The following is a 14,958-nucleotide window of genomic DNA, read 5'->3' as shown; positions in this document are numbered from 1 at the left end:
TCCTGAGGCTTTATTTGTGTCCAGTGGAATCAGTATCTGCCGGACACGGATTAGAGTATGGTGGACACAGTTACTTGTCAATACGCGATGCGTAAGGATGTTGAAATGCCTGCACCGACCACCGTCGAACTGCTCTGGGGGACCCAGCAGCGGCCCAAGCGTGGACCCAAGCCCGCGCTGTCAGTGGAGGGGATCGTCGCGGAGGCCATCGCGCTCGCCGATGCCGAAGGACTGGCGAATCTGTCCATGCAGCGGCTGGCCGAACGCCTCGGCTTCACCAAGATGTCGCTGTACCGGTATGTGCCCGGCAAGGAACAGCTCACCGCGCTGATGGTGGATGCTGCGATGGGCGCCCCGCCTGATGTCATTGCGGCGCAACAGAATTCGAGCGAGGAGTGGTGGCGGGCCGGACTGCGCCGCTGGGCCGAGACGATCTTCGAGCGCTACAGTGCGCACCCCTGGTCGATCAGTCTGACGATCGGTGTGCGCACGATCGGCCCCAATGAAATGGGCTGGATGAACGCCGCGCTGACCGCACTCGACGGCACCGGGTTGACCGGGCCCGAGCGGCTGGACACCATCGTGCTGGTCAATGGACACATCCGCAGCCTCGTGCAGCAGGTGACGACTGCGGGTCGGCAGGAGACGGCGCAGCAGATCGCGGGCCAGTTCGCCGAGATAATGGTCGCCGCCGGTGACCGTTTTCCCCTGGTCGCGGCCGTCTTCGCCGAGGAGGCCGCCGCCACCGGCGCCTCACCCGCGACCGGCGGCCCGGGCGATGCGTTGAGCTTCGGCATCGACCGAATTCTCGATGGTCTGGGTGTCCTCATCGCGGACCGTGGCCGACGCTAGCGGCATGGGCGAATGAATGCGAGGCCACCGCCTACGCTCAGTGCATGACCGACGAACTGGAACTGAAACAGGACGCGATCACCACGGTGCGGGAGTTCTTCGCCGCACTCGAGATCGGTGCTGTGGACGAGGCGCTGGACCTCCTGCACCCCGATGTCGTCTGGAAGAACACCTCACTGCCGACGGTCGGTGGCGGCCTCACGCGCAAGATCCTGCGCGGACTGAACCGCGATACCATCGGCTTCGCCGCTGAAATGCATCACATCGCCGCCGACGGCGACTTCGTGCTGACCGATCGCACGGACATCCTGCGCGTGGGCCCGCTTCGGATCGCGTTCTGGGTCTGCGGCACCTTCGAACTGCGCGACGGCCGAATCATCCTGTGGCACGACCACTTCAGCTGGGAGAGCGTCCTGCGCGGCACCGCCGTCGGACTCATCCGCGCCGCATTGCCCCGCGGCTGATCCATCCCGCTAGAGGCTGCTTCCGACGGTAGTCGAATGGTGGCTCAGCGCCGCGACAGCCGCTATTCGACCACCGTCGGCGCTCTCGCCGAGGGCCGGGTGCGGGGAGTCAGGTGTGTTTGGCGAGGTAGTCGAGGTAGTAGGGGCGCAGGACCTCGGCGATCTTCCCATCGCCCGCATGGATGTAGTCGTCGATCATCGGCAGCACGTATTTGATGTCGGCCTCGCTCTCACCGAGATCGCCCGCCGCTGCCTCGGCGGCCGGGATCGACTTCAGTAGCCGCCACAGATATTTGATGTCGCCGCGTCGCGCCGCGAGCCGGACCGCACGGTCGTGCAGCTCCTTGGACGACAGCTTCTCCAACTCCTCGTTACCGGCCATACCTGCGACTCTATCTCGCACACGAAGCAGGGGTTAACGACAAATTCACGGACACGCCTACCAGTGCCCGAGCGGAGACCGGGCAGTCGGCGGTAGCGTCGTTGGTGCGGGCCGCGTCGTTGTGGCTCGTACGGGAGGTCCTGAACCGTGACTGAGCTACTCAGTACGAGGGGGCCGGCACCCGGCCCTCGTGGCATCTGACGCAAGTCGGATCCCATCAGGACGGACCGGTCCAGCGAGATCGTTCGTGCGGGTGCCGCGCGAACATAAAGGAGCCCACCGTGACTGCTGCACGCTCCGTTCCCGCTCCCTCGGCGCACTCCAGCTCCGCGAAAGGCGAAGCCGCCGCGAAGGGGGCCCGCCCCTCGCATTCCCAGAATTCCGGTGTTAAATCCTTCGTCATCGACACCTCGGTTCTACTGTCGGATCCCTGGGCTTTCACCAGGTTCGGCGAAAACGATGTCGTATTACCGCTGGTCGTGATCAGCGAACTCGAAGGTAAGCGCCACCATCACGAACTGGGCTGGTTCGCGCGGGAAGCCCTGCGCAACCTCGACGATCTGCGTCTGCAGCACGGCAGGCTGGATCAGCAGGTGCCGATCGGCACCGAGGGCGGAACGCTGCAGGTGGAACTCAACCACACCGACCCCGCGGTACTCCCGGTCGGATTCCGCACCGACACCAATGACTCCCGCATTCTGGCCTGTGCGCTCAATCTGGCGGCCGAGGGCCGTCAGGTGGTGCTGGTGTCCAAGGACATTCCCTTGCGCGTCAAGGCGAGTGCGGTGGGTTTGCACGCCGACGAATACCACGCCCAGGACGTGGTGACCTCCGGCTGGTCCGGAATGGTGGAGGTGGATGTCTCCAAAGCGCAGATCGATCAGCTCTACGCCGAGTCCGTGATGGACCTGGACGAGGCGCGGGAATTGCCGTGCCACACCGGAATCCGGTTGCTCGGCGCGAGCTCCAGCGCCCTTGGCCGGGTCACGCCGGACAAGCGGGTGCAGTTGGTGCGTGAACGCGAGGCGTTCGGACTGCACGGCCGCTCGGCTGAACAGCGCATCGCGCTGGATCTGCTATTGGACGAGAGCGTCGGGATCATCTCGCTCGGCGGGCGGGCCGGTACCGGCAAGTCGGCGCTGGCCTTGACGGCTGGGTTGGAGGCGGTGCTCGAGCGGCGCACACAACGCAAGGTGGTGGTGTTTCGTCCGCTGTACGCGGTCGGTGGGCAGGATCTCGGCTATCTACCGGGATCGGAGAGCGAGAAGATGGGCCCGTGGGCGCAGGCCGTCTTCGACACCCTCGACGGATTGGCCAGTCGCGAGGTGATGGAGGAGGTGCTCAGCCGCGACATGTTGGAAGTCTTGCCACTCACCCACATTCGCGGACGCTCGCTACACGATTCGTTCGTGATCGTGGACGAGGCGCAGTCGCTCGAGCGCAATGTCCTGCTGACGGTGCTCAGCCGACTAGGCACCGGATCGCGCGTGGTGCTCACCCACGATGTGGCCCAGCGCGACAATCTGCGGGTCGGTCGGCACGACGGTGTCGCCGCGGTGATCGAAAAGCTCAAGGGCCACCCGCTTTTCGCGCACATCACGCTGACCCGTAGCGAACGGTCGCCGATCGCGGCGCTGGTGACCGAGATGTTGGAGGAGTACGGCCCGAGCGCATAGCGAACGGCAGCAACTATCCAGGGTGTGTTTCCCATCACAATCGGACGGGTAAGATCCGCGTGATACCTGTTCAGCGGCGGCCCGGCGAGTCTCGGAAGGATTCGCCGGGCCGTTGCCTGACATCGGCCTAGGCTACGCGCGATGTCACCGCCTCCGCGGCGTCATCGGTAGAGCCACTTTCGAGAGGATGGAAATGCACCACTTCGCTCGACGAACGGCTGGATTCACCGCGGTCACCGCGGCCGCGGCACTGCTGCTGGCCGCCGGCTGCAGCAAAGACGACAACAAGGACAACAACTCGGCCGCATCCATGACGACCACCTCGGCGGCCGCGCACGGCGAGGAGCACATATCCGGCGCGGCGGAGGAGACCAAGATCGCCACCCAGGGCGGCGATATCACCGTCTCGGGCATCATCTTCGACAAGTACGTGCGGTCCGGCGGTCCGACCGGTCCGCTCGGCGCGCCGCTGAAGACGGAGGACGATGCCCCCAACGACGGCAAGTGGCAGGACTTCACCGGCGGCGCGATCGTCTGGAGCAATGACAACGGCGCGCACATCGTATGGGGCGAAATCCGCAAGGCGTGGGAGGACAACGGCGGCCCCGACGGCGATCTCGGCTACCCGACCAGCGACGAGAAGGACATCCCCGGCGGTAAGCAGAGCGATTTCGTCGGCGGCACCATTACCTGGGTGGACGGCAATACGACCGTCACGCCGAAGTCCTGATCCGCACCGGCGTCCGGGCGCTGACGTGCCGTTATCGGCGTGCCATTATTGGTCAGTGCTCGCGGTTCGCTCGAAAGAGCTGGTGCTTGTACGCTCGGACGCCGGTACCGATTCCCTATTCGTAGATCCCCGCATCGCGGGGCCCAGCCGCTAGGTTGTGCTAGTGCAAACTCTGTTGACCGATCGCGAACTGCTCGCGTCCCTCGCCGATGAGGTGGAGCTGAATCTGCGCCGCCACATCGCCGCCGCCGACGGCTGGCAGCCGCACGACTATGTGCCGTGGGACGACGGCCGCAATTTCGGCTTCCTCGGCGGAATCGATTGGGAGCCGGATCAATCCGAGTTGAGCGAGACCGCCAAGCTGGCGCTGACGGTCAGCGTGCTCATCGCGGACAACCTGCCCTCCTACCACCGCGAGATCGGCAAGTACCTGCGCACCGGGTCGTGGTGGCGCTGGGTCGGCCGGTGGACGGCCGAGGAGAACCGGCACGAGATCATGATCCGCAACTACCTCATGGTCACCCGGTCGGTCGACCCGGTGCAGTTGGAGCGGTTGCGCATGGACCATATGACCAAGGGCTTCCGGCGTCCCGCGCTGCACCTGCTCGATGTGCTCGCCACCTGTGCCTTCGAAGAGGCGGCCGCCGCCATCCGGCATCGCAACACCGCCGCGCTCGGGGCGAACGAGATGGTCACCGCCATCGCCGAGCGCATCGCGGCCGACGACGAGCTGCAGTCGATCTTCTTCGCCAACTTGGTCAGCGCGGCGTTCGGCGTCGCACCGGATCAGACCATGCGCGCCATCGCCGACAGCGTGACGCGTTTCCAGGTGCCGTCGGTGACGCTGTCCGATGGGCGCAGCAGCGACGATGTGCTCGCCGAGGCGGGCATCTACGACCGTGCCAAGGAGGGTGAATTGGTTTTCGGCCCGCTGCTGGAGCGGTGGCAGTTCTTCACCCGCACCGATATCGGTGAAGACGGTGAGAAGGCGCGCGCGGAACTCGCGCATCTGCGGACCGGATCGCTGGCCTGATTGTCGCGGTCACGTCCAGAAAGCGAGTCGGTCGGCGCACAGTTTCGTGCGTCGGCCGGTTTCTTTTCTCACCGTCATCACATTTCTCGCGGCTCTCGGCATTATTCCGTGACGCCCAGCTCGGATACCTGGGCGTATGCGCTCGAGCGTCACGTCGAATCGGCGTGAAGTGTCCAACGTGACGCTCGACCGCGTTTTCTGATTCCGATCTACTTTCCGTCCTCGACCTTGGCCATCGACAGCACATCCAAGCGGCGATCGAGTTCTTCCAGGGTGAGCTTTTCGTCGAGCAGGCCGCGATCGATCACGGTCTGACGGATAGTCTTCTTTTCCTTCAGCGCCTCTTTCGCGACCGCGGCCGCCTCTTCATAGCCGATGGCGGAATTCAGCGGCGTCACGATCGACGGTGACGATTCCGCGAGGGTGCGCAGATGATCCTCGTTGGCGATCAGTCCGCGAATGCACTTGTCGGCGAACAGTCGGGACACATTGGCCAGCAGTCGAATCGATTCGAGCAGATTGCGCGCCATCACCGGGATGTAGACGTTCAACTCGAACGCGCCGCTGGCACCGGAGAAGGCGACGGCCGCGTCATTGCCGATCACCTGCGCGGCGACCTGCGTAACCGCCTCGGGCAGCACCGGATTCACCTTGCCGGGCATGATCGAACTGCCGGGCTGCAGATCCGGCAGCTGGAGTTCGCCCAGGCCGGTCAGCGGGCCCGAACCCATCCAGCGAATGTCATTGGCGATCTTGGTGAGGCTGACCGCGATGGTGCGCAGTGCGCCGGACGCCTCGACCAGACCGTCACGGGCGGCCTGCGCCTCGAAGTGATCCTGGGCCTCCGACAGTGCGTCGATATCGGTCGACACCACCAGTTCGGCAACGACTTTCGCGCCGAAGCCCGCGGGCGCGTTGAGACCGGTGCCGACCGCGGTGCCGCCGATGGGCAGCTCACCGAGCCTGGGCAGCGCCGACATCATGCGTTCCATACTCGCCGCGACCTGACGGGTGTAGCCGCCGAACTCCTGACCGAGGGTGACCGGCACCGCGTCCATGAGGTGGGTCCGGCCGGATTTGACCACGGTGCGCCATTCGGCCGATTTGTCCAGCAACGCCAGCCGCAGATGGTCCAGCGCCGGGATCAGATCCTTGATCGCCGCCTCGGTGGCGGCGAGATGGGTCGCGGTCGGGAAGGTGTCGTTCGACGACTGCGACATGTTGACATCGTCGTTCGGATGCACGGTCACGCCGTTGGCCTTCGCGATCGAGGCGATCACCTCGTTGGCGTTCATATTCGAACTGGTGCCCGAGCCGGTCTGGAAGACATCGATCGGGAACTGGTCGTCGTGCAGACCCTCGGCGATCTCAGTGGCCGCGGCGATAATGGCATCCGCCTTCGCTGGATCGAGCAGCCCCAGATCCTTGTTCACCTTGGCACACGCGGCCTTGAGCAGGCCCAGCGCCCGGATCTGCCCCCGCTCCAACCCGCGCCCGCTGATCGGAAAGTTCTCCACCGCCCGCTGCGTCTGTGCCCGCCACAACGCGTCCACGGGAACCCGAACTTCCCCCATGGTGTCGTGCTCGATCCGGTACTGCGTCTCCTCGGTCGTCATATTCCCGACCCTATGCCGCGGACGCACGCCATGGGGCTGCCACGCCTGAGGCGATTCGCACACCCGTCGCCGGAATACCGCAGACCCCGCACACTGCCGGGTTTCCCGCACTCCTTCGTGTTCGGGGCACGGCGTTTCGTGCGGTGCGTCGGTGTGCGAGCTGGGCGAAAGGTATGTGAGGCCATATACGGACCGTGCGGGCGCGGCGTCGGTAAAACGCAACGTGGTCACTCACCGACACCCGGGTTGTCGTACTCGGTGGGCCAGCCGTCTTCGCCCACCTCACACTCGGAACCGTCCGCGCGCTGACACAGCGGGCGGGTATCCACCGGTGCCAGTTCGAGTTTGTGCCGGGTGTCTTGATGGAACGCGGTGAGCAGTGCGCGCACGGTAGGGTCGGTGTCCTTGCGTTGGGGCGGGGTCTCAGTCATTTGTGCTGTGCCCCGATGGGTTTGGGCAGTCGATTCCGCACAACAGGGCGGCCCAGTAGTCATCGCGCAGCGCGTCCCAGAGGTCGTCGTGAGTGGGAAGCAGCTCGCGTGCGTCGGCGAGGTCGGAGTAGGCGTCGAATACGATAGTTCCCGGCTGCGCGTCCGGAAGCAGCGTGCGCGAGGGCAGCCGATGTGCGGTGAACGATTCGTGCGGGAACTGCACGCGCAGGATGCGAGCGGAACTGTGGACCAGCTGCCAGACCGCGACCTTGCGGCCGTCTCGGGTTCGGGTGGTGCGCAACGTGTCTCGGCGCATCACGCGACCTCTCCGTTGGCGCGCCCGATGCCGGGGGACTCGACACCCCGGCACCGGGACGACTCGGTGGGCGTGATCTGCGCCCATTCGCGGACGGCATCGGCGAACAGTTCGACCACATCGGCCGGTGCGCCGCTGTAGGTGGTTGGCGGCCCGACGAACGGGTCACGCTGTGGCAGCTCACGGCTCGGCATCTGCGACCTCCCGGATCATCGACGGTTGTAGGTGCGCCCGGTGCCCCGAAAACAACTCCTGACGAGGGAAGAGAGTTCTCACCGGGCGCGTATACAGCACACCACCGGACGCGCACCCACACTGGGCAGAACCGAATGTTCGGATCAATCAGTTGAAAGCCCGTGGATGCGGTGCGGACTTGCGGTACAACGATGTTCGGAAATCGAGCGCAAGTACGTTCACTTTTGAGGGGCGGACCGGATGCCTGGAGACGAATCACCGACACTGCTGCGTCGACAGCTGGGTCGTTTTCTACGCGAGAAGCGCGAGGGGCAAGGCTTAGCGATTCAGGACGCCGCCAGAGCGGTTCAACTGAGCTACAACGGTTTACAGCGGCTGGAAACTGGGCGCACCGTCAACCCACGGCGACAGGATGTGCGCGAGCTGTGTTCGCTGTACGAGGTGGATGGCGATGAGACGAAGCAAGCCGTAGACCTCGCCTCGCGTGCTGCCGCGGCCAAGGATGAGGACGGGGTCACCTCGCTCGGCGGATTGTTCTCCGACGCATTCAACATGTACGTCGGTATGGAGCGGTCGGCGCGCAGGCTGACGTCGTATGAGGTGCAGGTCCCTGGTCTTTTGCAAACCGCCGATTACGCTCGTGCGCTGATCGGTTCCTTCCTTTACGACGGCACCCGCGATGAAATCGAGCGCCGGGTCGAGGTGCGCCTGCGCCGCCAGGTAGTTGTCACTCGGAAAGCCACCCCACTCGCGCTCGAGATACTGCTCGACGAATCCGCTCTGCATCGAATCGTCGGGGGCCCGCGGGTGATGGCGGCGCAACTGCGGCAGCTTGCTGAGATCAGCAAGCTCGATAACGTCAGCCTCCGAATACATCCCTACGCAGCGGGATTCACGCGTGGCATTCTGCACAGCTCGTTCGTGATCCTCGATTTCGGCACCGACAGTAAGGGCCAGCCGATCGAGCCGCCCGTGGTCTACCTCGACGGTGGTATGAGTAGCGACCTGTACCTCGAGAAGCCTGAGCTGGTGCGGCGATACACTGAAATGGCTGACACTATCCGACGGGTAGCGCTCGATGAGAAGAACACGCGAGACCTGCTCCGACAGGTAGCGAAGGAGAAGTACGGTGACCGTTGACCTGTCCGGGGCACGCTGGTTCAAGAGCAGCTACAGCGCATCCAATGGTCAGTGTGTGGAGGTCGCGTTCCTTGATGGAGGCTTGGTCGGGGTGCGTGACTCGAAGAATCCGACCGGCCCCGCCCTGGCCTTCACCCCCGCCGAGTGGACCACATTCACCACTGGCCTAACCAACGGCCAACTCAACCACCCCTAACCCACCCCCACACCAGCGATCAAGATCAGGTGGAACTGGCGGCGGCATCGGCCGAGAAGCCCCGCCCTCAGTGCCACCTGATCTTGATCCGTGGGTGTTGGCGGGGGCGTCGTGAGTGTGTTCATTGGATCGGCGACTTGGGTGGGGCGCTGCCGGGGGTCGCTCGGGTGGTGATCGGGTGGTCGCGGCGGAGCTTTGAGTCGGCGGGGTCTGGGATATCGCGCGCATCCAGTTCATTCGCGACGTTGTCGTGGACCTTGGCTATCCCACGTATTTCCTTCTCCTACTGGGCATTTGGAAGATATTGGGCGCGGCGACACTGCTCGCGCCGCGCATGGGCCTCTGCAAGGGGTGGGCGTACGCGGGGGTGTTCTTCGTATACACCGGGGCCATCGCTTCCCACTTGACGACTGGTTACGAGCGAGGCGAGGTAATCGCGTTGCTCGGATTGACCACGTTGACGATCGCCTCCTGGACGCTGCGACCTCGGGACCGCCGCGTGGACAAACTACTCGTTCACGGCCGTTCGTAGAATCCATCGATCCGGCCACGGGCTACTGCCTGTGCGACGGAGAAGACCTCGCGTGGTTTCGCCTTCGCTGCGGGCTTGCCACCGACTGTGGTGATCGGCTCGGTCAGGGCGAAGAGTTGGAAGGCGTAGCGGTGCGGTCCGTGGCCCTTGATCGGGGCCGGACCTCGGTAGCCGTGGCCGAAGCCGGAGCGCAGGATGCTGACGCCCGGTGCGGGATCATCGGCGCGCAGCGCGTCCCGGGGCAGTTCAGTGAGCGTCGGTTCCAACAGGGCTACGCAATGCACGAATGGCAATCCTGTTGGTGCGTCCGGATCTTCGACGACCAGCAGCAGTTGGGCCGCACCGTCGGGTGCGGTCCACGCCAGCGCGGGGGATACGTCTCGGCCGCCGATCCGCTTGGACGCGTGCACCTCGGGTAGTGGCGACTCATGGGTGAAATCCGGGCTGTTGACCTCGAAGGTCGCCTCCGCCGCGAGGTTCGGCAGATGCCAGGTGAGACCATGGTCTCCGGCGCGCCGATTCTTCAACAGCTTCCCGAGGATCGCCATCGGAACTCCTTGGTCTGTAGGGGATTCCGGAGCTTACCGGTGTCATCACTGATCGTGCACAGCGCGGAAAATGCGTCGAGCCCGATCCGAAACGGACCGGGCTCGATGCCGACGAGAAGGTCAGGGCAGCGGCGGCACCGCATCCTCGTCGCCGACGAAATCGACCGAGGAGTATTCGCGCAGCTTGGTGAGCCGGTGGTAGGCATCGATCATGCGCACGGTGCCGGACTTGGAGCGCATGACGATGGACTCGGTGGAGGCGCCGCCGGGGAAGTAGCGGACGCCGCGCAGCAGGTCGCCATCGGTGACGCCGGTGGCGCAGAAGAAGACATTGTCGCCGGCGACCAGGTCGTTGGTGGTGAGGATGCGGCCGAGGTCGTGGCCCGCGTCGATGGCCTTCTGGCGTTCCTCATCGTCCTTCGGGGCGAGCATGCCCTGAAGTTCGCCGCCCATACAGCGCATGGCGGCGGCGGCGATGATGCCCTCGGGCGTGCCGCCGATGCCGACCAGGATATCGGTGCCGGAGTCGGGGCGGGCGCAGGCGATCGCACCCGCGACGTCACCATCGGAGATCAGGCGGATGCGGGCGCCCGCGTCGCGGACCTGCTGGATCAGTTCGGCGTGGCGCGGCCGGTCCAGGATGCAGACGGTGAGATCGGACTTCGACAGGCTCTTGGCCTTGGCCACCCGGCTGATGTTCTCGCCGATCGGGGCGGAGATATCGATCACGCCCGCCGCATCGGGGCCGACCGCGATCTTGTGCATGTAGAACACCGCCGACGGGTCGAACATCGCGCCGCGCTCGGCGACCGCGAGCACCGCGATGGCGCCCGGCGAACCCTTCGACATCAGGGTGGTGCCGTCGATCGGGTCGACCGCGAAGTCGACCTCGGGACCGGTACCGTCGCCGACCAGCTCACCGTTGTAGAGCATGGGCGCTTCATCCTTCTCGCCCTCACCGATGACCACGATGCCGCGCATGGAAACGGAGCTGACCAGCTGCCGCATGGCGTCGACGGCCGCACCGTCGCCACCTTCCTTATCACCACGGCCGACCCAGCGGCCCGCGGCCATCGCACCGGCCTCGGTGACCCGGACCAGTTCGAGCGCGAGGTTGCGGTCCGGTGCCTCGCGGCGGCTGGGTGCGGGCGAAGATGCCGTCATTACGGTGTGCCTCCTACGGTCGTTGCTACCGCTGATTCTCTCAGAAGCGTGACCGTTCCCGATCAGGTACTACCGTTCCAGATCTCGGACCACCTGTGGACGAGCGTGCCGAACTGGGCGTGGATACTGGGAGCGTGTCGTACCAAAAGCCCCGCATTCTGAACGACTACCGGGATCTGTTCTGGTCACTGATCCCGTTGGTGCTGATCGCCGTGGTCTTCGCCGGGCTCGCCAGCCAGTGCAGTTTCGCCGCGAAGGGGCCGACCGAGGGCCAGATTCCGCACTTCGATGTGACGGCCGCACTCGCCAACGACGCGAAGACGATGCCCTTCCCGATCCGCAATCCGAGCCTGCCCGAACACTGGACGCCGAACTCCGGTAGCCGCGACACGATCACAAGCCGCGGCGGCGGACCGGTCAGCACTGTCGGATACATCACACCGCAGGGCACCTATATGCGGATGAGCCAGAGCAGCGCGACCGAAGAGGCGCTGTCGCGCTTCGTACTCGGTTCCCGCTACGGCACCGGCACCGAGCAGGTCGGCGACCAGAAGTGGGTCGTCTACGCCGAGCAGGGCTCCGAGACAGCGTGGATCGCGGACCTCGGTCAGTCCCGAGTACTCATCACCGGCGCGGGCAACCACGCCGCCTTCACCACCCTGGCCGCTGCCATCGCCTCCGCCCAACCGCTCGCGCGGTAGTCAGAGCGGCGCTACCCACGTCAAATCGGCCGCCTCGGCCGCCGCCCCGAGTCTCTTGTCATAGGTGACGAACGCGCTCAGATCGGCGGCCAATCCTAGTGCGGTAGCCAGGTGCAGCGCATCGAGGCTTCGGACTGTCGCGGGTGTGATCGCGGCGGCATTCGCCCGCACAATCCCATCCATTTCGAGTCTGTCCACGGGGTGAGGACAGCCGGTATGTGAATAAGGTCCGCCGGCCCGGCGATTCGTACCGCGCGCACCAGCTCGACTTCGATCAGGGACGACGTGACCCAGTGCTCGTCGGGGCGATCATCGAGCCAGCTTGCGAGTGCCACCGACTCCGACCGAGATGGACCAGCTTCACGAGAGCGCTGGTGTCCAGGTAAATCATTAGTGGCGCTCGTCATCGCGCAGGGACTGCAGTGCAGCGCTCGCACTGCCCTCCGCGTCGATCGGCGCCTGTCGCAGTCGTCGGCGCACCCCGGCAAGCAGATCCGCACGGCCCCCGGTGGCTGGACGCATGCGCCGCTCGATTATCAACCGCGCACGGACGTCCCGCCCCGGATCTACCGGGACGATCCGGCCGATGATGGTGCCGCGCTCGGTGATGTCGATCGTTTCGCCCGCTTTGACCAATGCCAGGCACCGAGCTGTGTGGTGCGAGAGTTCACGAAGGGGGATGGCGGTCATGAGTCTCAGTGTGCGACAAAAATGTCGTAGTTGTCCGTGCCGCCTGCTCAGCGGTGGCGGCGGATGGTCATTCATCGCTTTCGAGGTCGGTGCGCGAGAGCGCGTTCTCGACCCGCTGACGCGCACCTGCCAAATGTTGCTCGCAGCGGGCGGCCAGGGCTTCGCCGCGCTCCCACAGCGTGAGGGATTCGTCCAGGTCGAGGCCGCCCTGTTCGAGCATTTTGACGACGTTGACCAGTTCGTCGCGGGCGCGTTCGTAGCCGAAGGTGGAGATCTCGGCCAACTCGTCGTCCTTGCCGGGGTCGGCCAAGGTCAGTTCCTCCCTGTGTCGGTCTTGCCCAAGGCTTGGGTACCCAACGCCTGGGTGCCCAGCGCGGCGGCGGAAATGGCGCCGTCGGCGACCCGGATCCGCAGCTGACTGCCCGCGGGCGCGTCCTCGATCGAGCGGACCACATGCCGCTCCTTACCGCTGACGCGCTGCACGACAGCGTAGCCACGGGCCAGCGTCGCGGCCGGGCCCACCGCGGTGAGTTTTTCGCGCAGGTGCCGGGTTGCGGTGGTTTCGGTGCTGATCAGATGTTCGGCGGTGCGGCGGGCGGCGGTGCGCAGGCGTTCGATTTCGTCGTCGCGGCGGTCGAGTTCGCGCAGCGGATCGGCCAACACCGGTCGGGAACGCAGCTGGGCCAATGCCCTGGTCTCCCGGTCGACCCAGCCGCGTAGTGCGGCGGCGGCGCGGGCGCGCATATCGTGGACCCCGGCTAGTTCGGCGGCCGCATCGGGCACGATGCGCTTGGCGGCATCGGTGGGGGTGGCGGCGCGCAGGTCGGCGACCAGATCGCACAGCGGATTATCGGGTTCGTGTCCGATCGCGCTGACGACCGGTGTGGTCGCGGCGACGATCGCGCGGCACAGCGTCTCATCCGAGAAGGGCAGCAGATCTTCGACGCTGCCACCGCCGCGGGCCAGCACGATGACCTCGACGGCCGGATCGCGATCGAGTCCGGTCAGCGCCTGCACCATCTGCGCCACCGCGGTCGGACCCTGCACCGCGGTATTGCGGATTTCGAAACGCACTGCGGGCCAGCGGTTTCGGGCAACGGTCAGCACATCGCGCTCGGCGGCGCTGGCGCGACCGGTGATCAGGCCGATTGTCTTGGGCAGGAAAGGGACCGGCCGCTTCAGCCGGGGATCGAAGAGTCCCTCGGCGGCGAGCAATGCCTTCAACCGTTCGATGCGGGCCAGTAGTTCGCCGATGCCGACCGGGCGAATCTCCATGGCGCGCAACGAAATCGTGCCGCGCCCGGTGAAGAACGCCAGCTTGCCGTAGACCACAACCCGGCTGCCCTCCTGCAGCGGTACGGCGGAGCGGCGGATGAGATCCGGATGACAGGTCACCGACAGCGACATATCGGCGGCGGTATCGCGCAACACCAGGAATGCGGTGCTGGTGCCGGGACGCAGATTGATCTGGGTGATCTGCCCCTCCACCCAGATGCTGCCCAGCCGATCGATCCACTGCGCGACTTTGATGGCGACCGAACGCACCGGCCACGGGTGTTCGGCGGAGTTGGCCGGAGCCGCTCGCTCGGGTTGGCCGGCGGATTCCCGGCCAACCGTCGACGAAGACGCGGCGGGTTCGGTCACTGGGCCCGCACGGTGGCGATCCGGTTCGTCAGCATGGTCACGAACGGCGCTCTGGCGCGCGTCCGCTGTTCGTATTCGAGCAGCGCGTTCAGATCCTCGACGGTCAGCATGCGCAGGCGGGCGCGCAGCTGGGCCAGGGTCATATTGGCGTAGTCGTAGCGGATGGCCACCTCGGGCTCGACGATCTCGGGCTCGGGCTGTTGTTCGGGCGCCTCGGAAACCTCGTTTTCCGGCACGGCGATGGGCTGCGCCGGTACGGCGTGACCGTTGGTCTCACCGGCGCGAGCGGCGTCGGCGGCGAAGTCGGTCGGTTCATCCTCGGCGTACAGGTCGAAACGGCTGGTGTGGGCGGGAGTGGTGAACTCCGGCTCGGTGTCCTCGTCGAAAGTGGCCCAGTCGGGCTGCTCGACCGGGGTGTTCGTGAGACGGTCGAATACGCCGTCGCCCTTGAGCGCGAGGCTGGTCACGAACTGCTGGACGTGCATGGTGGTCTGCAGCACCTGGCTGATCGCACTGATCGGGAAATTCATTGCGGCAGTTGGTAGCCGTCGGGTTTCTTCGATGGCGTATACGGCGGCGCCGGCGGCGACCCGGGCCAGGAACGGTGGTCGAAACATGCTCCTAGCCTGCCCGATACGGGATGCTATG

The 14,958-nt window shown here is 65.6% G+C and carries 20 protein-coding genes and 1 pseudogene; 9 read left to right on the top strand and 12 right to left on the bottom strand.

Annotation, left to right across the window (positions count from 1 at the left end; all coding sequences use genetic code 11):
• The first annotated feature begins 105 nt into the window (after positions 1-105).
• Both ACQP2U_RS35860 and ACQP2U_RS35855 read left to right on the top strand, forming a co-directional pair.
• Positions 106-852, top strand: coding sequence for a TetR/AcrR family transcriptional regulator (locus tag ACQP2U_RS35860; protein WP_433711588.1), 747 nt, complete (start codon positions 106-108; stop codon positions 850-852).
• A gap of 44 nt (positions 853-896) precedes the next feature.
• Entirely contained in the window at positions 897-1,316 is a 420-nt protein-coding gene (locus ACQP2U_RS35855; RefSeq protein ID WP_433711586.1) for a limonene-1,2-epoxide hydrolase family protein, read from the top strand.
• 109 nt (positions 1,317-1,425) lie between these two features.
• Here the strand turns inward: ACQP2U_RS35855 and ACQP2U_RS35850 are convergent, their stop codons facing one another.
• The gene (locus ACQP2U_RS35850; protein ID WP_364383958.1) at positions 1,426-1,698 is read right to left on the bottom strand and encodes a hypothetical protein; all 273 of its coding nucleotides are present in this window, start codon (positions 1,696-1,698) and stop codon (positions 1,426-1,428) included.
• Between the two features lie 281 nt (positions 1,699-1,979).
• Between ACQP2U_RS35850 and ACQP2U_RS35845 the strand changes: the two genes are divergently transcribed.
• The 3 genes from ACQP2U_RS35845 (at position 1,980) to ACQP2U_RS35835 (ending at position 5,137) form a co-directional block, all read left to right on the top strand.
• Positions 1,980-3,374 carry a PhoH family protein gene (locus tag ACQP2U_RS35845; RefSeq protein WP_433711584.1) on the top strand — a complete coding sequence of 465 codons (1,395 nt, stop codon included), beginning with the start codon at positions 1,980-1,982 and terminating at the stop codon, positions 3,372-3,374.
• A 193-nt stretch (positions 3,375-3,567) separates the two neighbouring features.
• Positions 3,568-4,104 (top strand): LGFP repeat-containing protein, encoded by a 537-nt coding sequence (locus ACQP2U_RS35840; RefSeq protein WP_433711582.1) that lies wholly within the window; start codon positions 3,568-3,570, stop codon positions 4,102-4,104.
• Positions 4,105-4,267: 163 nt separating this feature from the next.
• Entirely contained in the window at positions 4,268-5,137 is an 870-nt protein-coding gene (locus tag ACQP2U_RS35835) for an acyl-ACP desaturase (RefSeq protein WP_433711581.1), read from the top strand.
• A 209-nt stretch (positions 5,138-5,346) separates the two neighbouring features.
• Here the strand turns inward: ACQP2U_RS35835 and ACQP2U_RS35830 are convergent, their stop codons facing one another.
• The 4 genes from ACQP2U_RS35830 to ACQP2U_RS35815 form a co-directional block, all read right to left on the bottom strand.
• On the bottom strand, positions 5,347-6,753 hold the full coding sequence (locus ACQP2U_RS35830; RefSeq protein WP_433711579.1) for a class II fumarate hydratase: 1,407 nt from the start codon (positions 6,751-6,753) through the stop codon (positions 5,347-5,349).
• 227 nt (positions 6,754-6,980) lie between these two features.
• Positions 6,981-7,184: a hypothetical protein gene (locus ACQP2U_RS35825; RefSeq protein WP_433711577.1), complete on the bottom strand. Its 204-nt coding sequence runs from the start codon at positions 7,182-7,184 to the stop codon at positions 6,981-6,983.
• Positions 7,177-7,503 carry a hypothetical protein gene (locus ACQP2U_RS35820; protein WP_433711575.1) on the bottom strand — a complete coding sequence of 109 codons (327 nt, stop codon included), beginning with the start codon at positions 7,501-7,503 and terminating at the stop codon, positions 7,177-7,179. The genes ACQP2U_RS35825 and ACQP2U_RS35820 overlap by 8 nt, the downstream gene beginning before the upstream one ends.
• On the bottom strand, positions 7,500-7,694 hold the full coding sequence (locus tag ACQP2U_RS35815) for a hypothetical protein (protein WP_397036985.1): 195 nt from the start codon (positions 7,692-7,694) through the stop codon (positions 7,500-7,502). Before ACQP2U_RS35815 ends, ACQP2U_RS35820 begins: the two co-directional genes overlap by 4 nt.
• Before the next feature lie 241 nt (positions 7,695-7,935).
• Here ACQP2U_RS35815 and ACQP2U_RS35810 point away from each other — a divergent pair, with 241 nt between their 5' ends.
• The 3 genes and pseudogenes from ACQP2U_RS35810 to ACQP2U_RS35800 all read left to right on the top strand — a co-directional run.
• Positions 7,936-8,835, top strand: a complete 900-nt coding sequence (locus tag ACQP2U_RS35810) for a helix-turn-helix domain-containing protein (protein ID WP_433711573.1) — start codon at positions 7,936-7,938, stop codon at positions 8,833-8,835.
• Positions 8,825-9,031: a DUF397 domain-containing protein gene (locus ACQP2U_RS35805; protein WP_433711572.1), complete on the top strand. Its 207-nt coding sequence runs from the start codon at positions 8,825-8,827 to the stop codon at positions 9,029-9,031. Before ACQP2U_RS35810 ends, ACQP2U_RS35805 begins: the two co-directional genes overlap by 11 nt.
• A gap of 214 nt (positions 9,032-9,245) precedes the next feature.
• Positions 9,246-9,563, top strand: a pseudogene (locus tag ACQP2U_RS35800) (DoxX family protein); the annotation flags it as partial.
• On the opposite strand, the gene ACQP2U_RS35795 reads toward ACQP2U_RS35800, so the two are convergent.
• The gene (locus ACQP2U_RS35795) at positions 9,548-10,111 is read right to left on the bottom strand and encodes a YbhB/YbcL family Raf kinase inhibitor-like protein (RefSeq protein ID WP_433711570.1); all 564 of its coding nucleotides are present in this window, start codon (positions 10,109-10,111) and stop codon (positions 9,548-9,550) included. The pseudogene ACQP2U_RS35800 and the gene ACQP2U_RS35795 overlap by 16 nt on opposite strands.
• Positions 10,112-10,231: 120 nt before the next feature.
• On the bottom strand, positions 10,232-11,275 hold the full coding sequence (gene glpX / locus ACQP2U_RS35790; RefSeq protein WP_397036978.1) for a class II fructose-bisphosphatase: 1,044 nt from the start codon (positions 11,273-11,275) through the stop codon (positions 10,232-10,234).
• A gap of 134 nt (positions 11,276-11,409) precedes the next feature.
• Between glpX and ACQP2U_RS35785 the strand changes: the two genes are divergently transcribed.
• Positions 11,410-11,976 (top strand): DUF4245 domain-containing protein, encoded by a 567-nt coding sequence (locus ACQP2U_RS35785; RefSeq protein WP_433711569.1) that lies wholly within the window; start codon positions 11,410-11,412, stop codon positions 11,974-11,976.
• On the opposite strand, the gene ACQP2U_RS35780 is transcribed toward ACQP2U_RS35785, so the two are convergent.
• The 5 genes from ACQP2U_RS35780 to ACQP2U_RS35760 form a co-directional block, all read right to left on the bottom strand.
• Entirely contained in the window at positions 11,977-12,174 is a 198-nt protein-coding gene (locus ACQP2U_RS35780; protein WP_433711568.1) for a hypothetical protein, read from the bottom strand.
• Positions 12,175-12,366: 192 nt separating this feature from the next.
• Complete coding sequence (locus ACQP2U_RS35775) at positions 12,367-12,666, bottom strand: type II toxin-antitoxin system Phd/YefM family antitoxin (RefSeq protein WP_433711566.1); 300 nt, start codon at positions 12,664-12,666, stop codon at positions 12,367-12,369.
• 67 nt (positions 12,667-12,733) lie between these two features.
• Positions 12,734-12,976 carry an exodeoxyribonuclease VII small subunit gene (locus tag ACQP2U_RS35770; protein ID WP_397036973.1) on the bottom strand — a complete coding sequence of 81 codons (243 nt, stop codon included), beginning with the start codon at positions 12,974-12,976 and terminating at the stop codon, positions 12,734-12,736.
• A 2-nt stretch (positions 12,977-12,978) separates the two neighbouring features.
• Entirely contained in the window at positions 12,979-14,211 is a 1,233-nt protein-coding gene (xseA, locus tag ACQP2U_RS35765; protein ID WP_433716695.1) for an exodeoxyribonuclease VII large subunit, read from the bottom strand.
• 95 nt (positions 14,212-14,306) lie between these two features.
• A complete protein-coding gene (locus tag ACQP2U_RS35760) occupies positions 14,307-14,927 on the bottom strand; it encodes a lipid droplet-associated protein (protein ID WP_433711565.1) in 621 nt (206 codons plus the stop codon).
• Positions 14,928-14,958 lie beyond the last annotated feature (31 nt).

The sequence above is a fragment of the Nocardia sp. CA-084685 genome (assembly GCF_050955785.1).
Lineage (GTDB): Bacteria > Actinomycetota > Actinomycetes > Mycobacteriales > Mycobacteriaceae > Nocardia.
The sequence above is the reverse complement of the archived record's forward strand: the minus strand, read 5'-3'. Positions and strand labels throughout refer to the sequence as shown.